Annotated in this window: 16 protein-coding genes; 8 read left to right on the plus strand and 8 right to left on the minus strand. The window is 67.9% G+C overall.

Features of this window, described 5'->3' with window-relative positions:
- Positions 1–12: 12 nt before the first annotated feature.
- Both Hhyl2_RS01400 and Hhyl2_RS01405 read right to left on the minus strand, forming a co-directional pair.
- The gene (locus tag Hhyl2_RS01400; RefSeq protein WP_483548923.1) at positions 13–948 is read right to left on the minus strand and encodes a phosphotransferase family protein; all 936 of its coding nucleotides are present in this window, start codon (positions 946–948) and stop codon (positions 13–15) included.
- Positions 945–1,637 carry an HAD family hydrolase gene (locus Hhyl2_RS01405; RefSeq protein ID WP_483548924.1) on the minus strand — a complete coding sequence of 231 codons (693 nt, stop codon included), beginning with the start codon at positions 1,635–1,637 and terminating at the stop codon, positions 945–947. Before Hhyl2_RS01405 ends, Hhyl2_RS01400 begins: the two co-directional genes overlap by 4 nt.
- 101 nt (positions 1,638–1,738) lie before the next feature.
- Between Hhyl2_RS01405 and Hhyl2_RS01410 the strand changes: the two genes are divergently transcribed.
- From Hhyl2_RS01410 to Hhyl2_RS01420, 3 genes are all read left to right on the plus strand, one after another.
- Positions 1,739–2,224 (plus strand): Lrp/AsnC family transcriptional regulator, encoded by a 486-nt coding sequence (locus Hhyl2_RS01410; RefSeq protein WP_483548925.1) that lies wholly within the window; start codon positions 1,739–1,741, stop codon positions 2,222–2,224.
- 149 nt (positions 2,225–2,373) lie between these two features.
- Positions 2,374–2,835: an NAD-binding protein gene (locus tag Hhyl2_RS01415; protein ID WP_483548926.1), complete on the plus strand. Its 462-nt coding sequence runs from the start codon at positions 2,374–2,376 to the stop codon at positions 2,833–2,835.
- Positions 2,836–2,837: 2 nt separating this feature from the next.
- Positions 2,838–5,039 carry an APC family permease gene (locus Hhyl2_RS01420; RefSeq protein ID WP_483548927.1) on the plus strand — a complete coding sequence of 734 codons (2,202 nt, stop codon included), beginning with the start codon at positions 2,838–2,840 and terminating at the stop codon, positions 5,037–5,039.
- Positions 5,040–5,126: 87 nt separating this feature from the next.
- Here the strand turns inward: Hhyl2_RS01420 and Hhyl2_RS01425 are convergent, their stop codons facing one another.
- Positions 5,127–5,846 (minus strand): phosphoglycerol geranylgeranyltransferase, encoded by a 720-nt coding sequence (locus Hhyl2_RS01425; protein WP_483548928.1) that lies wholly within the window; start codon positions 5,844–5,846, stop codon positions 5,127–5,129.
- A gap of 347 nt (positions 5,847–6,193) precedes the next feature.
- On the opposite strand from Hhyl2_RS01425, the gene Hhyl2_RS01430 reads away from it, so the two are divergent.
- Positions 6,194–6,910, plus strand: coding sequence for a DUF547 domain-containing protein (locus Hhyl2_RS01430; protein WP_483548929.1), 717 nt, complete (start codon positions 6,194–6,196; stop codon positions 6,908–6,910).
- Positions 6,911–6,948: 38 nt separating this feature from the next.
- Positions 6,949–7,350 carry a Rieske (2Fe-2S) protein gene (locus Hhyl2_RS01435; protein WP_483548930.1) on the plus strand — a complete coding sequence of 134 codons (402 nt, stop codon included), beginning with the start codon at positions 6,949–6,951 and terminating at the stop codon, positions 7,348–7,350.
- A 389-nt stretch (positions 7,351–7,739) separates the two neighbouring features.
- On the opposite strand, the gene Hhyl2_RS01440 is transcribed toward Hhyl2_RS01435, so the two are convergent.
- Positions 7,740–10,220 (minus strand): DNA topoisomerase I, encoded by a 2,481-nt coding sequence (locus Hhyl2_RS01440; RefSeq protein WP_483548931.1) that lies wholly within the window; start codon positions 10,218–10,220, stop codon positions 7,740–7,742.
- Positions 10,221–10,379: 159 nt separating this feature from the next.
- A complete protein-coding gene (locus Hhyl2_RS01445; RefSeq protein ID WP_483550543.1) occupies positions 10,380–11,678 on the minus strand; it encodes an aryl-sulfate sulfotransferase in 1,299 nt (432 codons plus the stop codon).
- A gap of 195 nt (positions 11,679–11,873) precedes the next feature.
- Here Hhyl2_RS01445 and Hhyl2_RS01450 point away from each other — a divergent pair, with 195 nt between their 5' ends.
- Entirely contained in the window at positions 11,874–12,431 is a 558-nt protein-coding gene (locus Hhyl2_RS01450; protein WP_483548932.1) for a hypothetical protein, read from the plus strand.
- Here the strand turns inward: Hhyl2_RS01450 and Hhyl2_RS01455 are convergent.
- Positions 12,428–13,282 carry a hypothetical protein gene (locus tag Hhyl2_RS01455; RefSeq protein WP_483548933.1) on the minus strand — a complete coding sequence of 285 codons (855 nt, stop codon included), beginning with the start codon at positions 13,280–13,282 and terminating at the stop codon, positions 12,428–12,430. The genes Hhyl2_RS01450 and Hhyl2_RS01455 overlap by 4 nt on opposite strands.
- A 132-nt stretch (positions 13,283–13,414) precedes the next feature.
- A complete protein-coding gene (locus Hhyl2_RS01460) occupies positions 13,415–14,413 on the minus strand; it encodes a hypothetical protein (protein ID WP_483548934.1) in 999 nt (332 codons plus the stop codon).
- 187 nt (positions 14,414–14,600) lie between these two features.
- Here Hhyl2_RS01460 and Hhyl2_RS01465 point away from each other — a divergent pair, with 187 nt between their 5' ends.
- Entirely contained in the window at positions 14,601–15,950 is a 1,350-nt protein-coding gene (locus tag Hhyl2_RS01465; protein WP_483548935.1) for a winged helix-turn-helix transcriptional regulator, read from the plus strand.
- A gap of 261 nt (positions 15,951–16,211) precedes the next feature.
- Here Hhyl2_RS01465 and gatB read toward each other — a convergent pair whose 3' ends face one another.
- Positions 16,212–17,726 carry an Asp-tRNA(Asn)/Glu-tRNA(Gln) amidotransferase subunit GatB gene (gatB, locus tag Hhyl2_RS01470; protein WP_483548936.1) on the minus strand — a complete coding sequence of 505 codons (1,515 nt, stop codon included), beginning with the start codon at positions 17,724–17,726 and terminating at the stop codon, positions 16,212–16,214.
- A 141-nt stretch (positions 17,727–17,867) separates the two neighbouring features.
- Here gatB and Hhyl2_RS01475 point away from each other — a divergent pair, with 141 nt between their 5' ends.
- A complete protein-coding gene (locus tag Hhyl2_RS01475; protein WP_483548937.1) occupies positions 17,868–18,176 on the plus strand; it encodes a DUF7518 family protein in 309 nt (102 codons plus the stop codon).
- Positions 18,177–18,191 lie beyond the last annotated feature (15 nt).

An 18,191-nucleotide genomic window follows, 5' to 3' on the forward strand; every position in this document is an offset into this window, starting at 1 on the left:
CTTAAACTCCGTTTATTCGATTCCGTCGGCGTCCAGCCACTCGGTCAGCCACTGCCGATGGACCGTGACCGCGTCGTCGCCCGTCCGTTCGGGGTAGTGGGGCCGGGTCACCACTCCCTCGGAATCGACTGCAGCGGTGACGACGGCGGCGACGCGGTAGGCTCGCGGGACCGCCGGGAGGGAGCGCACATCGCGATAGCCGGCGCGGAACGCCGACCGGAGTGGCTCCGGGTCGGTGCCGTACCATCGGGCGACGAGGTGTTCGGTCTTGGCCACCGACAGCGCCGGATCGGCGGCGCAGGGGTGGTCCCAGTCGAGGACTGCAGCGAGACCGCCGTCGGAGAGGAGCGCGTTCCCCGGCCGGAGGTCCCAGGGGAACAGCCGCGGTCGGCGCATCTCGGATGGTGGTTCCAGCGTGGACGCCAGCGCGGGGCGCAGATCGTCGAACGCGGGGGGAAGCGCCGCCAGGCCGTCGTCTGCGGTGGTGGCGAACGCTTCGGGTGGTGTCAGCCCGGCCGCGACCAGCGATCCCGTCTCGTCGACTGACAGTGGCCCGGCCGACGCGAAGGGGAACGCCTCGTGGAGCCGCGCGAGGACGGTTCCGAACTGCCGGGTGATCGTTCGTCGCCGTTCCGGCGACAGTCTAACGAACCGCTCGTGGAGGTCCGCACCGTCGACGTACTCGGTGACGAGATACCCTCTGTCTCCGAGCCGGCCATGCGCGACCAGCCGTGGGACTGGCACGCTCGTCCGGTCGGCGACGGCGCCCAACAGCACCGCCTCCGTGTGGATCGCGTCGGCGTCGTCGGCCACCTGGACGACCAGTGCCGGTCGGTCGGCGTATCGCGCTACGACCGTCTCCTTGTGGTTCCCCTGTCGCGGCCGCGTGATCGTCTCGGGCGGCCGGTCGGGGACAACGCGCCGGAGCACGCGCTGGGCGTCGGTCACGGCTGGTGGACCCGATCTGTCTCCGACAGCACGTCCAGCAGGTCGTCCAGCCGGCCGAGGATGTACTCGGGCTCGTACCCCTCGGCCTCGCCCGACGTTCGCGGGCACCAGGCGGCCTGGAGGCCGGCGGCGTGAGCACCGGCGACGTCGTAGGCCAGCGAGTCGCCGACGTAGAGCGTGGTTTCGGGCGCGGTTCCCAGTTGCTCACAGACATCGAGAAACGGCTCGGGATGCGGTTTGCGTCGCGGGCGGTCCCCGGCGTAACAGACGGTTCCGACGCGCTCGTCGAGGCACAGCGTCTCGACTTTCGGCCGCTGGCGGTGTGCCGGGCCGTTGGTCAGCACACCGACCGGGCCGCTGTCGCAGGCCGCCGACAGCGCCCGCTCGGCACCTTCACGGAACGCGACGGCACCCCGATCGACGGCGTCGAGCAGGCCGGCAGCCATCTCGTCGGCCGGGACGCGTCTGTGACCGTACTGTGCAGCGACTCGGCGGAACCCCGCCGCGAGATAGGACTGCTCGTTCGACGGTCCCGGCGGCCCCTCTAGCGCCGCCCACAACTCCTCGGCGGCACCGAACGGAGCCAGGTCGACGGCGTCGAAGGCCGCGGCGTACAGCGTCGCCTCGTCCTGTGTGGACTGACACAGCGTGCCGTCGAGGTCGAAGACCACACCGGCTGGGGGATCCATAGCCACGGAAGGGGATCGCTGGAAAAAAGCCGTTCGGTGGGACGGGGAATCGGCTCGGAGAACCCTGAACGTTTGTACCACGCCCCGTCCAAGCGGCGGGTATGACCGACGACAGGTACCAGATCGACGACCTCGACCGCCGGATCATCCACGCGCTCCAGCAGGACGCCCGACACACCACTGCAAGCGAAATCGCAGAGTCCTGTGACGTCTCCGCCCGTACCGTCCGCAACCGGATCGACCAGCTCGAAGCCAACGGGATCATCCAGGGCTACGACGTCGATGTCGACTACGAGGCGGCGGGCTATCAGCTCCACACGCTCATCGTCTGTACCGCGCCGATACACGAACGCGAGGAGATCGCCCGTCGTGCACTCGACGTCGACGGCGTCGTCGCGATTCGCGAGGTGATGACCGGGGCGGACAACGTCCACGTCGAGGTCGTCGGCGTCGACAGCAACGACCTCAGCCGGATCGGACGGGACCTCAACGACGTGGGCCTGGAGGTCGTCGACGAGGACCTCATCCGCAACGAGTACACCCGCCCGTTCCACCGGTTCGCCTCGACGGCCCCCGACGACGAGTAGTTCTGTAATAGGAGTTGCAATCTACCTAAATTTCCGCATCGGAACTAGAAGCTAGGTATTTATCCCCTCTCGGAATAATACTGTGGTATGAACGGTTCTGGACCGTCGGTGACGCCCCGGCGGCCCCGGGTCGCCGGTCGTCTCCACCCATGCTATCCGAACGTATATCCCGAGAGAGGCTCGCACGGGGACAGGACCCACTGTCCGTCCTCGTCGTCACGGACCGGTTCGCTGGTGCGGTCATCGCAGCCGAACTGACACCGACCGCGACAGTCAGTATCGTCACGGATATCGAACCTATCGCCGCCCGCGTCGGTGACGTCGACGCGACGATCGGCGATCCGATCGCGGCCGAGTCGCTCGCGGCGGCGAACGCGAGCGACGTGGCGGGTGCCGTCGTCGTCCTGCGACGCGACCGCCACGCACTCCTGGCGGCACAGCTACTGCGCACCCGGTTCGATCTGGATCACGTCGCGGTCCTGGTCGACGACCCCGAACTGCTCGACGCGTTCGAGGGCATCGCGACCGTTGCCGTCCCCGAGGGCGACGTCCTCGCCGCGGCGGCGTGTGCACAGTTCGAGGACTCACTCGCCGCCACGCATCTGGACTGACGATGCCGAAGGACCTCGAACGCGATCTCGGACTGCCGGCAGTCGTCGCTATCTCCATCGGGGCGATGGTCGGCAGCGGTATCTTCATCCTGCCCGCGCTGGCCGTCAAAGAAGCCGGTGCTGGCGTGATCCTCGCGTACCTGTTCGCAGGCGTGCTGGTGCTTCCAGCGGCGGTGAGCAAGGCCGAGATGGCGACGGCGATGCCCGAAGCCGGTGGGACCTACGTCTACATCGAGCGTTCGATGGGGCCGCTGCTGGGGACCGTCGCCGGCGTCGGGACCTGGTTCTCGCTGTCGTTCAAGGGCGCACTCGCGCTGGTCGGTGGCGTCCCCTACCTCGTCCTGGTGTTCGACCTCCCGGTCCGTCCGGTCGCGGTGGGCCTCGCGGCGCTGCTGATCGTCGTCAACATGGTCGGTGCAGAACAGACCGGGCGACTCCAGGTCGGAATCGTCGTCGTGATGCTCGCGGCGATGGCCTGGTTCGTCGTCGGCGGCGGTCCGGCCGTCGAGACGGCGTCCTACGGTGGGCTCTGGAGCTACGGCGTCGAGGGGATCTTCGCCGCGACGGGGCTCGTCTTCGTCTCCTACGCCGGCGTGACGAAGATCGCCAGCGTCGCCGAGGAGGTCGAGGACCCCGACCGCGTGATCCCGCTCGCGATGCTCGGATCGCTCGGGGTGACGACGCTGTTGTACGTCCTCATCGTCGCCGTCATCGTCGGCGTCGTCCCGCTGGAGACGATCGCCGGGAGTTCGACGCCGGTCGCCGACGCGGCAGACGCGACGCTGGGGGCCGCCGGCGTCGGTGCGGTCGTCCTCGCAGCCCTCCTGGCGCTTGTCAGTACCGCCAACGCGGGAGTACTGTCGGCTTCGCGATACCCCTTCGCGATGGCCAGGGACGGCATCGCACCCGCGGTCCTGAGCAGCGTCAGTGATCGGTTCACGACCCCAGTCAACGCGATCACGCTGACCGGCCTCGTGATGCTGGTGTTGATCGCGTTCGTCCCGATCCTCGAAATCGCGAAACTCGCGAGCGCGTTCAAGATCCTCGTGTTCGCACTCATCAACGTCGCACTCGTCGGCTTCCGCGAGTCGGACACGGCAGCCTACGACCCCTCCTTCGAGTCCCCGCTGTACCCGTGGACACAGATTTTCGGCGCGGTGACCGGCCTCGCGCTGCTCACGCAGATGGGGACGGTCGCGATCGTCGGTGCGGTCGTCATCGTCGTCGCGAGCGTGCTCTGGTATCTCGGCTACGTCCGCGGCCGGGTCACCCGCGAGGGTGCGATCCGGGAATCCGTGCGCCGGACCGTCGGCCAGCGGGCGATGGAGGAGACCAGGACGGCACTCGAACCGACGCCGGGCGAGACCGTCCTCGTCGCGCTCCCGGAGGGCGCACCTGCCCAGAGCGAGCGCTCGCTGGTCGATCTCGCTGCGACGCTCTGTGCCGACGACGGCCGCGTCGTGGTGGTCCAGTTCGACGAGGTTCCCGACCAGACGCCCCTGCGGTACGCCGCCGATGTCCAGTCGGTGACCGACGCCGAGTTCGAGCGCCGGACCGACGAACTCGCGGCCCACGTCGACACGCCCGTCGAGTACGGCGAACTCGTCAGCCATCACCCTGATCGGGCAGTCGCGAACGCCGTCACCGACCTCGGTGCGGACCTTCTGGTGGTCGACCGCGACGCGACCTTCGAGTCCGCCGTCTTCGGCGATAGCGTCGCCCGGATCGCCGACAGGGCCGACTGTGACACGCTGGCGGTCCGGACCGGCCAGCTCGCGGATATCGACACCGTCTCGCTCGTGACGACCCGCGGTCCGTACGACCCGCTGAAGGTCCGTCTGGGCGACGCGATCGCCAGCGAGACGGGGGCCGCCCTGCGGTTCGTCTACCCGCTCGCCGAGGACAACTCCGGCGAGCAACTCCGCGTGCTCCGGGAGTACCACGACGACCTCGCCGAGGCGTGTTCGGTCCCGACCGCCTGTACCTTCGCCCGCGGCGACGCTATCGACGCCACCGTCGCGACCGAGGACCCCGCGAGCAATCTCGTCGTCCACAGCTGGGCAGGTGGCCTGACGGCCCACCGCTCGGGACGCGCCCGGGCGACCCGCGCGGCGATCGACGGTGCCGGGCAGGCGGTCGTGGAGGTCCATCCGCGGACCGACAGCGGCCCCCTCCGCCGCCTGATCGACAGACTCGCGTTCTGAACTGTCGGTTCACGCACGGCTCTCGCGGGGGAGACACAGCGGAGAAGTGGGTGACTGAGCGGTGGTTCGCGTCGCTGGCGTGACCGGTCAGCGGTCGGCGGTCGCCGCGTGGGCGTCTCTGGCCCCCTCGACGGTCTCGCGGACGGCCTCGACGCCCTCGTCGTGGACTAGATCGCCGACGACGATGGTGTCGGCGTACTGGGCCATCGTCCGGGCGGACTCGTAATCGCCGATCCCGCCGCCGTAGAACAGCGTCGCGTCGTCGATGGCGTCCGCGGCCGCAGCGACGACCTCTGGATCACCGAGCGTGCCCGAGTACTCGACGTAGACGATCTCCTGGCCCAGCAGGTGTTCGGCCGCTTCGGCGTAGGCCGCGACCTCCTCGGCGTCCAGATCGCAGTTGGCCTGTGTGTAGGTCGCGACGGAGGCCTCGGGGTTCATCACGATGTAGGCCTCGGTGAAGGTCCGTGACCAGTCGATCTCGTCGTCGATGCGGATCCACTCCTTGTGGGCGCCCGTGATCCAGGTCACGTCGCCGGCGTTCATCACGACGGGGACGAGATAGCCGTCGTGGCGGTCGCTGTGGACGACAGACGCCGGATTGGATGGTTCGATGTAGACGGGGATGTCGTACTTCCCGCAGGCCTCGACGACCCGCTGCATCTTCTCCTCGGTCATCCCGGTGGTGCCGCCGACCTCGATGGCGTCGGTCCCGGTCGCTGCCACGTCCTCGAATGTCTCGCCGTCGACCAGCGTCTTGTCGGGGTCGATCTTGACGATGTGGTCCCAGTCCGCCCAGTCGCTCATACCGCAGTGACGTTCGTCTGTCGGCATAACCGCTTCGGATGGGCCGGGCGTTCTGGTATCTCTCATCTCGTGTCCGCTAGATCCCCCTCGTCTGCTTCCTCTGTCCACCGCCAGAAAGCCCCCGGCCCCTTTCAGTCCCGCCCGCGACGACAGCCACACCCTCCCCAGCCGACTCCGTCGCTCCCTGCGGTCACTCCGTCGTCCCTCGCACGGTGTCGTCTCGCGACGGCGCGCGAGACAGCGTGCGCCTGGTTGGTTCGTGGGGTGGCTGTCGCAGTTCCGGTGGACGGGCCACGGTCGAACACACCCGCACAAGCCTTTTCGAGGGGCCTGCCCTCCTGTTCGGTATGCAGCCCCAGGCGGCGACGCCGACGGCGCTGGCCGCGGACCTGCTCGTCGCGACGCGCGTGGGCGACGACCCAGACCCCCTTCTGGAACGGCTGGCAGTGCTCGACGAGACGGCACTCGACACGGTTCGCGAGGACCGAGCGACAGCGCTGGCGTTCTGGCTCAACTGCTACAACGCGGGGACGAACGTCCTGCTGGACCGCCGGCCCGACCTCTACGAGAGCCCGCTTCGGTCGCTGCGGTTCTTCCGGGCGCCGGCGGTGACCGTCGCCGACCACCCGCTCGGGCTGGATACTATCGAGCACGGCATCCTCCGGGGATCGCGCTCGAAGTTCGGCCTGGGCTATCTCCCTCGCTTGCTGCCCGACAGCTTCGAACTCCGCTATCGAATGGCCGACCCCGACCCGCGGATCCACTTCGCGCTGAACTGCGGTGCGGCGAGTTGTCCGGCGATCCGCGCCTACGAACCCGACTTCGTCGACGAGCAACTCGACCTGGCGACACGGGCGTATCTCGACGAGACAGTGACCTACGACCCAGCGGCGGACGTGGCGCAGGTCCCGAGGGTGTTCCGGTGGTTCCCCGGCGACTTCGGCGGGCGAGCCGGAACGAGAGCGTTCCTCCGGCGGTACGAACAGATACCGACGGATTCCAGTCCGACGCTCCGCTATCTCCGGTGGGACTGGTCGCGCGAGGACCCGACGTTCGTCGAGTGACCAGCACGCCTTAGCCGCTGGCGCCCGAGGCCGACGCTATGCACCAGTTGACGACCGTCGAGGCCGTCCACGAGGACGGGTCGTTCCTGTTCACCGCGACCGATTCCTACGGCGACCTGGAGGAGATTGTCGTCGTCCCCTGCGAGGACGGCGTCGAAGCCTGGGTCAACACCTGCACGCACGAACAGCAGCGCTTCGACACCGGCCGCGGCGTGCCGATGCGGGACGGGCAACTGATCTGTCCTCGTCACGGCTCGCTGTTCGACGCCTGTTCGGGCGACTGTGACAACGGCGAGGCCGCTGGCACCACGCTCCCCGGCGTCGCCCTCGCCGAGCGCCACGGAACGGTCTTCCTGACGGACGACGACTACGAGTTCCACCACGAGGGCGGGATCGACGACGACGACGGCCCGAGTTCGACGTCGCACCTGCAGCTGTAGGCGGCGGTTGCGGTCGCGGTCGCGGTGGCGGTTGCGGTGGCCAGGAGCGAGTGCCGCGACGGCAGTCGCGGCCGAGCGAAGACGGGGAAGGGCAGGGCTGTGCCGGGAGCATACCGCGAGCGGAGCGAGCGGTTTCACGGGACCGAGCGAAGCGATGGTCCCGTTTTTTCCCCACGTTTTTGCGCGAGCGGTGGCCGAGCGCAGCGAGGCCACCCGAAGCGGAAAAAGTGGTTGCCGGCAGGGCTGTGTGTGAAGCATCCGGCGAGCGGAGCGAGCCGGTTCACTCGGCCGAGTGTAACGAGGCCGAGCAGTTTTTCCCCATGTTTTTACAAGGAGCGGTTCGCGCGCCGCGAAGCGGCGACGCGAACCCGACGAAGTAAAAAGTGGTCTTACGCCTCGAGTTCGCTCTGCCACTCGCGGACCTGGCTCGCACTGACGCCCTGGACTTCGGTCGCGACGGTGTCGGGGTCGGCCTCGCGGAGGGCGTCGAGGTCGGCGACGCCGGCGGCCTCCAGCTTCTCGGCGGTCGCCCCGCCGATGCCGTTCAGATCTTCGAGGTCCTCGACGGCGTTGCGGGCCTTGTACTCCTCGTAGTTACAGATCGGACAGCCCAGTTCCCAGGGGTCGTCGCTGTCGGGGTCGACCACGAGTTCCGGGAGGTCGTGGTCCTCGCAGAAGGTGTCGGTGACCTCGATGTCGCCGTTGCGCGGCAGCGGCAGCGAGTAGTCACAGTCGGGATAGCGCGTACAGCCCACGAGCCGCGACCCGGAACGGAGGTGCTTGATGGCGAGTTCGCCGCCCTCCTCGTCGTGGCACTCGGGGCAGGGGCCGATGACCTCGTCCTCGCTCTCGTCGGCGGCCTCGGCCTCACAGCGGGGGCAGCCGTGGACGAACGTGTCCCGGCCGGCCAGCATCTTCACGTGATGCATGTCGTGGTCCTCGCAGACCTCCTCCAGGACGAGTGGGTCGCCCGTCGAGGGGAGTGGGAGTGTGTTGCGACACTCGGGGAAGCCGTCACAGCCGACGAAGTACGAGCCCTGGCGCGACCGGCGGAGCAGGAGGTCCTCGCCACATTCGGGACACGGTCCCAGCGTCTTGTCGGCCTTCAGGGACTCCTGGAGGTGGTCGCCGATGTCCTCGCGGGACTCACGCAACTCCTCGAAGACGCGTTCGAGCATCTCGCGGGACTCGTCGGTGACCTCGTCGAGTGTCACCTCTCCGTTGGCGATACGGGTCATGTCCCGCTCCAGCTGGGCGGTCATCTCCTCGCTGACGACGTGGTCGGCGAACTCCTCGGCGGCCTCGACGACGGCCATCGCCAGCGTCGTCGGCCGCGGCGGGTCGCCCTCGATGTAGCCCCTGTCGTACAGCTTTTCGAGGGTATTGTGTCGGGTCGACTTCGTCCCGACCCCATGCTCCTCCATGGTCTGGATGAGCCGCGACTGGCCGTACCGGCGCGGTGGCTGGGTCTGTTTGTCTTCCATCCGGACCTCGCTCATCGCAAGTTCCTCGCCCTCTTCGACGTCGGGGACGTGGTTCTCGCTGGCACTGGAGTACGGGTAGACGGCGTGGTAGCCCGCTTCGACCAGGCGCTTGCCGTTGGCCTTCAGCGAGCGGCCCGCGGCCTCGGCGACGACGCGCAGGTGCTCCCAGGTGGCGGCTTCGGCGACCGTCGCGAAGAACCGTCGCACGACGAGTTCGTAGACCTCCCATTCGTCCTCCGAGAGATCTGCCTTCGAGGGTAGCTCACCTGTCGGGTGGATCGGCGGGTGGTCGGTGGTCTCCTTGTCGCCCTCCGTCGGGACGATATCGTCCTGTTCGAGCAGGGACTCCGCGTCCTCGCCGAACGCCGACCCGACGAACTCGTCGAGCAGCGCGTCGGGTTCGAGGTCCTCCGGATAGACCGTGTTGTCGGTCCGGGGATAGGTGACGTAGCCGGCGGTGTACAGTTCCTCGGCGATGGACATCGCGCGCTGGGCGGAGTAGCCCAGCGAGCCGGCCGCCGAGATGAACGCGGTGGTGTTGAACGGCGTGGGCGGGCTGTCGGTACGGGTTCGGCGTCGGACGCTCGTGACGGTCGCCGCGCCGACGCTCCGGAGGTCGGCGTAGGCGGCTTCGGCGGCGCTCTCGTCCCAGACGCGTTCGGCCTCGGTGCCGTCGTCGTCGTAGAAGTACTGGGCCTCGAAGGCGATGTCGTCCTTCTGGAGGTCGGCGAACAGTTCCCAGTAGTCTTCGGGCTCGAACGCCTGAATCTCGCGTTCGCGGTCGACGATGAGCTTCAGCGTCGGCGACTGCACGCGGCCGACGGAGATGAAGTCGTCGCCGAGCTGGCGGGCCGACAGCGAGAGGAAGCGGGTGAGTGCGGCCCCCCACACGAGGTCGATGATCTGGCGGGCCTCGCCGGCGGCGGCGAGGTCGAAGTCGATGTCGTCGGGGTCGGCGAACGCCTCGCGGACCTCCCGGTCGGTGATCGAGGAGAAGCGGACGCGGCTGACCGGAACGTCGGTCTCCTCGCGGATGAGTTCGTAGGCTTCCTTGCCGATGAGTTCCCCCTCACGGTCGTAGTCGGTCGCGATGACGGCCTCGTCGGCGCGGCGGGCCAACTGCTTGAGGGTCGTCACGATGTTCTCCTGGGTCGGTTCCTTGGTCACGTCGGCCGAGATGAGTTCGACCGGTTCGACGTCGCGCCAGTCGCTGTACTCCGGGGGGAAGTCGACGCCGACAACGTGGCCCGAGAGGCCGACGACGCGCTTGTCGCCCCATCGGTAGACATTGACACCGTTGCGTCGCTCGGCGGACGCACTCCCCTCCGAGAGGATCTCCGCGATGCGGCGTGCGGCGTTGTCCTTCTCGGTGATTATCAGTTCCATCGGACACCACCTGCTGTTGTCATTGGTCCAGATAGGCCCGGAGCTGTTCTAAAGTGTTTCGGGCGAAATCGATGGACAGCGCGGGTGTGCGCGGCGTCTGCGCCCGCTCGCGTACGCGTGCGAGAGGTGTATCGAGGGTGCCTCTGCCCAGATGGATTCCTACCGGTCGCCGAGGCGCCTTCGCCCGTATCGGACTCCCTCTGTGAGAGCCCACCCGACGAGGAGGAGGCCGGCCAGCAGCGCGTAGAAGAGGTCCCAGCCGCTCATCCATACCGGACGCAACCAGGGCGTGTAGTGGCCCCAGAGGGCCCCGACCTTGATCGCGGAACCCTCCAGCGGCGTCTCTGCGAACGTCGCCTCGATGAACGTATCGACGGAGGCTGTCTGGTTGCTCCCGGCGGTGAGGTTCGCACTCCCGGTGATCTTGTAGCTGCCCGTAGCGTCCTGCTCGCGGATGGTGGGGCCGTTCGACCCGTCACCGTGGGCGACACGCTCGGCGTCGTAGGGGCCCCAGGTGGCGTAGTACTCCCAGACCACCTCGCCGGTCGGGGTGACTTCGATGACCCGGTGGTTCAGCGTGTCGGTGATGAGCGTGTTGCCGTTGGGGAGCCGATCGGCGTCACGCGGCCAGTTCAACTGGCCCGTGCCGACCTCCCAGGTCAGTGTCCAGGTCCCGTTCGTGTAGGCGTACTCGACGACCCGGTCGTTGTGGCTGTCGGCGACCAGGATGGTCGGTGTCCCGCCCTCTCCTCGCAGGAAGTCGGGGTTGTGCTGCTCGTTGAGGATCGAGTGATCGTCGTCCTCGCCCAATCGCAGTTCGATCTCTTTGGTCGTCCGGTTGACGAGGATGACCTGGTCGAAGTTCCGCGGCGAGGCCAGGAACTTGTCCTCACCCACCGGATCGATGTCGTTGCTGTGGGTCCAGTCCGGGCTCTGGCCCCCGTCGGTGCTGTCCGGGTAATGGTCCCGGTACCGCCACCGCCAGGTCACCGAGTCGGTCGTCAGGTTGTAGACGAGGAGTTCGTCGTTGGAGACGCCCTCGCTCTCGTTCCAGGCTCGCATGTGCGAGATCGCCAGTGCGGTGTCGTTCAGCATGTCCACGTCGTGGGTGTCCTTGTACGGGAGGAGGCGCTCCCACTGGCGTTCCTTCGTCTCGGGATCGAGTTCGTACACCAGCGTCTTCCCGTCCCGCGGCGAGACAACGAGCAGGTTCCCGTTGGGGAGCGGGTCGACGTCGAAGAACCATGCGTCGGTCCCCACCCTGCTCGTGTAGGTCCACTCGTGACGGCCGCGCTCGTCGACCGCTACCAGCCGGGCCGGTTTCTTGGGGTTCGTGTTCCCCCGGAAGGTATACCCCTGCGTACTGACGACGGTCGTTCCCTCGGCCGGGGACGTGACGGTACCGCGTTTGAGCGTCGAGGCCTGCTCCTGGTCGGCGGTCACGGCGCTGATTGCCATCGGTGCGAACAGCGAGACGACGAGGAGGGCGACGACGAACCGAGCGACGGTCGCTCGGGAGCGGTCGGCGGGAAGCACACCCCCGTCTCGGACAGCCCGCGGATTAACGCTTTTGAGTCGAGACGGCCCCGTACTGGCGGGCTGGTCACCCACCAACTCCGATGGCCTCTTGTCGCCGTGGCTCCGAGCAGGCGCATGGACAGTCGGTACGTCAAGGTACTTCGCGCGGCCGGGGCGGCACTGGTGTTCGCGACGGCGGCGTTCCACCTCTGGTGGGGGCTCCCCCGCAGCATCGTCTACCTTCAGGCCGCCGAGGGGCTGTTCCTCCGGGGGCTCCCGCCGGACCCGCGCCCCTTCTTCTTCGTCGCGTTCGCCGCGGTGTTGCTCGCTGGGCCGTATCTCGTCACGCGACGCCTCGTCACCCTCCGCAACGCCTATCTCGCGGGGATGGTCATGCTCGTGGGTTCGATCGGTGCCTGGGTGTTCTGGCACGCGACCGGCCACGGCGCGTTCCTCGTCGACGGCTTCGAGGCTGCTGGGGGCGGCACCGGCCACCACGGTGGGAGCCTCCTCGTGCTCATCCTGGACCACTTCGTCACCGAACCGGTCGAGTCGGCGATCAAGACGATCGAGTTCTTGGGCGTCGCTATCTTCGTGACTCTGCTGTGGAAAGACCCGGCGATCATCCCCGACCAGGGCGAACGCGACACCGGGTCCGCCGACGCCGAGGCCGGAGAGTCGGCCGAGAACTAACTCTCGGCCGTCGTCTCTTCGACGAATACTGTCGCGGCCCGTGTTCCGCCGGGCCAGGACAACTCCACCGTCAGTTCCTCGCCGGCGGATCGTTGCATCGGCGTCTCGCTGGCCCCCCAGGCAATCTCTGTCGTGAACTGTCGCTCCTCGTCGGCTGGAACCTCGTGCTCGACGACCGTCGGATACACCGTGAAATGTGGGACCGTCGCCCGGAACGTCCCGTCCCGAGTGCCGACGTTCGCCACGGTGAGGTCAGCGACGAGCGTCTCGGTCGGCTGGACCCGCCCTGGAAGGGAGAACTGTCGGACCTCGAAGGCCGGATCGCCGGTCAGGCGCTGCCGCGCCGATCGACCGAGTTCGTGGATCGGCTGTCCGCGGTAGGCGAGCGTCGCCCGGTCGATGGTGTCCCGCACCGGAACGACGAACCCGGTGACCGTCTCGTCGTCGTCCACCCCGTCGCTCGTTCTGGCGATGGCGTCGAAATTGACGTACGACCCCTTCGGCCGTTCGGGGGCGTACTGGGTGCTGTCGACTCGGAGCGCGAACCGCTCGGGATGGATGGTGCTGTCGTCGCGGTAGCTGGCGAAGACGAACTGATAGCCGTCGGGTGCGCCGGTGACCACGAGGCTGTCGACGTTGGCGACGTGAGCGACGCTGTCGGTCACCCAGACGGCGCCTAGCTGCGGGGTGACACTGTCGGAACTGTCGGTGGTGGGAGTCGTCGACTGGTCGCTGGTAGCCGGCGCGCCGGTCTCGGGGGCCTGGAACGTGCCGTCGAGACAGCCACCGAGTCCGGCACACAGGCCGGCGACACTGCCGAGGAGAGCTCGGCGGGAGGGTTCAGGGGGCATACCGATAGCTGCCGGAAGCACTACTAAATGTCTTCTGCTGGACTGGTACTGCTGAAAGAACGAGCGGGCCGAAGTGGGGGAATACGGGTTCAGGTGGGCGCTACCACTGCAACTGCTGGATTGCCGATCGATTTACAGGCCGACGATGCCGCTCGCAGTACCGTTCGCGGACGCATTGCCCTCGGCACTGGCCGTCGTCTCCGCGTCGATGGTCGTCTGGGCGTCGGCGTCCGACTCGGCGGTCGCGTTCGATTTGCTCTCGGCGTCCGCATCGGCATCACTATCGGCGTCCGCGTCACCGTCGACGTGGACGGCCGCGTTGGCGTCGGCGTTCGCGGTCGCGTTCACGTCCGCGTTGGCGCTGGCGTTCGCGGTCGCCCGGGCCTCGGCAGCCGAATCGGCCGCGTTGTCGCTGCCAGCGTTGCCGTTGTCGGCCTGGGACTGGGAAGCGTTACCCTGGCTACCGCGGTCGCTGGCGTTGTTGCCCTGTGCGTTCTCGTTTGCGGGCGCTGCGGGCTCACCGGGGCCGCCGGCGAACAGTTCGACGACCATGTCGATGACGACACTGGCGTCGAAGCCGTTCCCGTTGTCGCCGGACCGGTCGGCCGCGGACTGGTTCTGCTCGCTGGACTCGCTGTCGTCGTCGGTCGGCATGGGCTGCTCGCTCTCGTTTGCGGACTCCTCTTCGGCAGTCTCGTTGTTCTCGGTCGCGCGGGCGTCCGAGTCGGTCTCGACGTCGACGGTGACCGTCATCGTCCGCTCGGCGGCCACCTCGCCGGCGAGGGTGACGACACCCTCTGCGTCGACATGCTTACTTTCGAGCTCGACGTCGACGGCCGCGGTGGTCCCGGGCGTGGGGACACGGATCTGTCCCTCGGCGTCGGTCTCGTACTCGCCCTCTGCGGCGACGTCGGCGTCGCCGACGGCGTCGATCTCCACGGACGCGTTCGAGACGGCCTCGCCGTCAGCTTCGACGGTCACCACGGTCTCGTTCGCCATGGTGTGGACCGTCACGGTCAGCGACTCGCTGGCTGTACTACTCGCGTCGCCGCTGGCCGCGGCCGCCGGCGCGATACCGGCCGTCGCCAGCAGCACTGCCATCACGACTGTCAGTGTGGTTCGTCCAATCATCGTCCACTCGGATGGAAGGGGGATTATTAAAAGGAGTTTCTGACAAAACCGTCCAAAGGTAGGAAATAGGGTGATAGATGATCTCTTGGGCACGATCTCTGAATTACGATGGGTACTTAAATCGCGCGCGGTCGGGCACAAGATACTTGCGTCTCTCTGGGAAACTAGCCGTCGACAGGACCAGTCGATGACTCGGTCGACCATCGCCCTCGCGGTCGGGCTCGTCTGCTGTCTGTTGCTCGCTTCGGGTCTCGGAGCGGCAGCGACGGTGGGCGGGAGCGGTGTGACGCAGCACCAGGTCGCGGACGACGGCGTCGTCTCCGGGGACGACACCACGGCCAGGAACACGACAGACGGGGTTTCCGAGACGACGGAGAACACGACCGAGGCGGTCAGTGATACGACCGAGAACGCCGTGGATCCGACAGAGAATACAACGTCGACGGTCAGCGACACCACGGAGACGGTAGACGACACCACCCAGAACACGACGGAGACAGTCAGCGACACCACCGAAGCGGTCGACGATACCGCCGAAACCGCCGCCGACGCCACAGCGAACACCAGTGAGACAGTCGGCGATGCAGCCGAGAACGCCGCGGACACGACGGAGTCGGCCAGCAAGTCCGCCGAATCGACGCTGGCGAACGCGACTGCGCCTGCGAACCAGGCGTCGACGCCCGGCCAGGCCCAGGCGACGCCCCGGACGAACGCCAACAGCACCGCGCCACGGGCGGCCAACGCCTCGGCTGCGAACGCGTCCGGGACCGCAGCCAACGCTTCCGCCGGGGCGGCCAGTGGGTCCGAGCCGCCGGGACTCGGGGGTGAGATGCCGACGCCGGACGGGAAGACCGTCGCCGTCGGCGTCGGTGCGACCGTGGCAGCCGGTGCGGCGGGCCGTGCCTACGTCGGCGCGACCGGTGGGAGCCCCACGGCAGCCAGCGGCGTGGCCCAGTCCAGCGTCCCACTCGTCCGGGCCGCCTACCGCGACGTCGTCGACCGGCTCTGGCGGTTCCTGGGCCTGGCCGGCTACGCGCTGCACTCCGGCGACACGCTGGAGCACGAGACGCGCGCGGAACTGGCGTCGGCTATCGAGGACAACCCCGGCGCGTACCTCTCGGAACTGGCCGACGCCAGCGACGCCTCACTGAGTACCGTCCGCTACCACCTCAAGGTCCTCGAACGCGAGGCGCACGTCACACCGGTGAAGATCCGCGGCAAACGGCGCTACTTCCCCGGCGACGAGCGGGCCGACGAACTCGCCGCGGCGCTGGCCGACGACGCCACGGAGAACGTCCTCCGTGCGCTCGCGAGCGTCGGGCCGGCCTCGGTGTCGGCGCTGGCCGACGAACTCGACCGGGACCCCAGCACCGTCACCCACCACCTCGACCGCCTGCAGGAGGCCGGCCTCGTCGACCGCGAGCGCGACGGCCGGTCGGTCCTGAACAGCCTCTCGCCCACCGCCGAGGCAGCGATGGCGCCCCGCGTCGAGGAGGGTCAGCGGTCGACGGTGGCGGGGTCGAGTCCCAGCGACTAGAGACCACCTTTTTGCGGTTCGGGTCGCCGTAGGCGACCACTCACCGCAAAAACGTGGGCGAAAAAGGCCGGAATCTCGGCCTGCGGCCTCGATTCCGGGGTCCTGCGGGAGCACCGCGACCGCAGGGCTCGAAAGACGAGCACAGCGAGTCTTTCGGTGAACCGGCTCGCTCCGCTCGCCGGATGCTTCACACACAGCCCTGCCCTTCCCCGTCTTCGCTCGGCCGCGACTGCCGTCGCGGCACTCGCTCCCGGCCGACCGCTACGCTTCCAGTTCGGCCCGTAGCCGCTCGTTGACGTCGCCGGGGTCGGCACTGCCGCCGGTCTTCTGCATCACCTGTCCGACCAGGAAGTTGATGGCGCCGCCTTCGCCGTCGTGGAAGTCCTGGACGGCATCGGGGTTCTCCTCGATAGCCGCCTCGACGGCGTCCTGGACGGCGTCGCCGGAGGTCTTGCCGAGGCCCTCGCGCTCGACGATGTCGTCTGGCGCGGCACCGTCGTCGAGCATCCCCCGGAGGACCGTCTCGCGGGCGTTCTTGGCCGTGATCTCGTCGTCGGCGACCAGTTCGACCAGGCGCATCACGTCGTCGAAGCGGTCGTCGACGTCGGTGATCGCCAGGTCGCGGTAGTTCAGTTCGCCAAGCAGGTTGTCGGCGACCCAGGTCGCCGCCAGGTCGGCGTCGAACCGCTCGGCGACGTTCTCGAAGAAGTCCGCGACCTGTTTCGTCGAGGTGAGCTTCGAGGCGGCCTCCTCGCTGAGGTCGTACTCCGCGACGAACCGTTCGCGGCGGGCGTCGGGCAGTTCCGGGATCGACAGTTCCGCCTTCCAGTGGTCGACCCGCAGCGGCGGGAGGTCGGCCTCACGGAAGTAGCGGTAGTCCTTCTCCTCTTCCTTCGAGCGCATCGAGACCGTGTTGCCGTGGGTCTCGTTGAAGTGGCGGGTCTCCTGCTCGACCGCGCGACCGGACTGGATGAGCTTCCGCTGGCGCGAGGCCTCGAACGAGAGCGCCTGTTCGGCGCCCTTGTGGCTGGAGATGTTCTTGACCTCGGTGCGGTTGGCGTCTTCCAGGACCGACTCGTCGATGTCGCCCTCGTCGCCGACCTCCTCGGCGTCGACCATCGAGAGGTTCGCGTCGATGCGGAGACTGCCGTCGCGGCTGGGGTCGAAGACGCCCAGATATTCGAGTACCTCCTCCAGTTTCTCCAGGAACGCTCGGACCTCGCCAGGTGCCCGGAAGTCCGGTTCCGTGACGATCTCCATCAACGGCGTGCCGGCGCGGTTGTAGTCGATCAGCGTGTAGTCGGCTCGGTCGATCGAGCACGTCCGGGACTCCAGTGGGCCGGTGCCCTCGCGGACGTGCTTGATCGAGCCGGGGTCCTCTTCGAGGTGGGCCCGCCGGATGTCGACGGCCCGGCGGTCGCCTTCGACGGCGAAGGCGAGTTCGCCGTCCTGGCAGATCGGTGCGTCGTACTGCGTGATCTGGAAGTTCTTGGGCAGGTCGGGGTAGTAGTAGTTCTTGCGGTGGAACGTCGTCTCCTCGGGGACGTCGGCGTCGATGGCCTTCCCCACCTTCACGGCGGCCTCGACGGCGCCCTCGTTGACGACCGGCAGCGCACCGGGGAGCCCGAGACACACCGGGCAGGTGTGGGTGTTGGGCTCGTCGGTCGGCGCAGTCGAACAGCCACAGAAGATCTTCGTGTCCGTCTCCAGCTGGACGTGGACCTCCAGCCCGATGACGGCCGCGAGTTCGCGGGACTCGGCGGCTTGTGCAGTCATTACCCGCCGTTCGGTGTCGGGTGGCTAAAGACTAACGACCACGTGCGAGCGCGAAGATGGGAGCGACTAGTCCGGTAGTTGTCAGAATCCATGATATTGTCTGACGTAGGTATAAGTGGCCAGGCCGGAACGTGTGTTGATATGAGCGACAATCGCGTCGCGGAACTGGAAGCACGCGTCCAGGAACTGGAAGCATCCGTGGAAGGACTCACCGACGAACTCGTCGAGTGCAAGGTCCGTCTGCGCGAAATGGAGAACGCCGTCGACGGGGAAGTGGGCCCCATCGCCAGTCAGCAATCCGACGTCGAGGAGGAGGTCGACGCGGAGGCCGCGGCCCCGGCCGATACACCTAACACCGAGGCCCCCGAGGAACCGGCCGAGGAGGGAGCCGAGGTGCCCGCCGACGCCGAGTCCACCGAGGAGTCCGAGTCGGACATCATCGTCGCGTAGGGACCCGGCCTACCA

Source organism: Haloarcula sp. H-hyl2 (genome assembly GCF_056934385.1).

Bases quoted from the DNA above. Each gene is read 5' to 3' on its own strand.
- Hhyl2_RS01420 (WP_483548927.1), top strand. From the start codon at position 2,838: ATGCCGAAGGACCTCGAACGCGATCTCGGACTGCCGGCAGTCGTCGCT.
- gatB (WP_483548936.1), bottom strand. From the start codon at position 17,726: ATGACTGCACAAGCCGCCGAGTCCCGCGAACTCGCGGCCGTCATCGGG.
- Hhyl2_RS01405 (WP_483548924.1), bottom strand. From the start codon at position 1,637: ATGGATCCCCCAGCCGGTGTGGTCTTCGACCTCGACGGCACGCTGTGT.
- Hhyl2_RS01430 (WP_483548929.1), top strand. From the start codon at position 6,194: ATGCAGCCCCAGGCGGCGACGCCGACGGCGCTGGCCGCGGACCTGCTC.
- Hhyl2_RS01445 (WP_483550543.1), bottom strand. From the start codon at position 11,678: ATGGCAATCAGCGCCGTGACCGCCGACCAGGAGCAGGCCTCGACGCTC.
- Hhyl2_RS01415 (WP_483548926.1), top strand. From the start codon at position 2,374: ATGCTATCCGAACGTATATCCCGAGAGAGGCTCGCACGGGGACAGGAC.
- Hhyl2_RS01440 (WP_483548931.1), bottom strand. From the start codon at position 10,220: ATGGAACTGATAATCACCGAGAAGGACAACGCCGCACGCCGCATCGCG.
- Hhyl2_RS01475 (WP_483548937.1), top strand. From the start codon at position 17,868: ATGAGCGACAATCGCGTCGCGGAACTGGAAGCACGCGTCCAGGAACTG.
- Hhyl2_RS01425 (WP_483548928.1), bottom strand. From the start codon at position 5,846: ATGAGCGACTGGGCGGACTGGGACCACATCGTCAAGATCGACCCCGAC.
- Hhyl2_RS01410 (WP_483548925.1), top strand. From the start codon at position 1,739: ATGACCGACGACAGGTACCAGATCGACGACCTCGACCGCCGGATCATC.
- Hhyl2_RS01460 (WP_483548934.1), bottom strand. From the start codon at position 14,413: ATGATTGGACGAACCACACTGACAGTCGTGATGGCAGTGCTGCTGGCG.
- Hhyl2_RS01450 (WP_483548932.1), top strand. From the start codon at position 11,874: ATGGACAGTCGGTACGTCAAGGTACTTCGCGCGGCCGGGGCGGCACTG.
- Hhyl2_RS01465 (WP_483548935.1), top strand. From the start codon at position 14,601: ATGACTCGGTCGACCATCGCCCTCGCGGTCGGGCTCGTCTGCTGTCTG.
- Hhyl2_RS01455 (WP_483548933.1), bottom strand. From the start codon at position 13,282: ATGCCCCCTGAACCCTCCCGCCGAGCTCTCCTCGGCAGTGTCGCCGGC.
- Hhyl2_RS01435 (WP_483548930.1), top strand. From the start codon at position 6,949: ATGCACCAGTTGACGACCGTCGAGGCCGTCCACGAGGACGGGTCGTTC.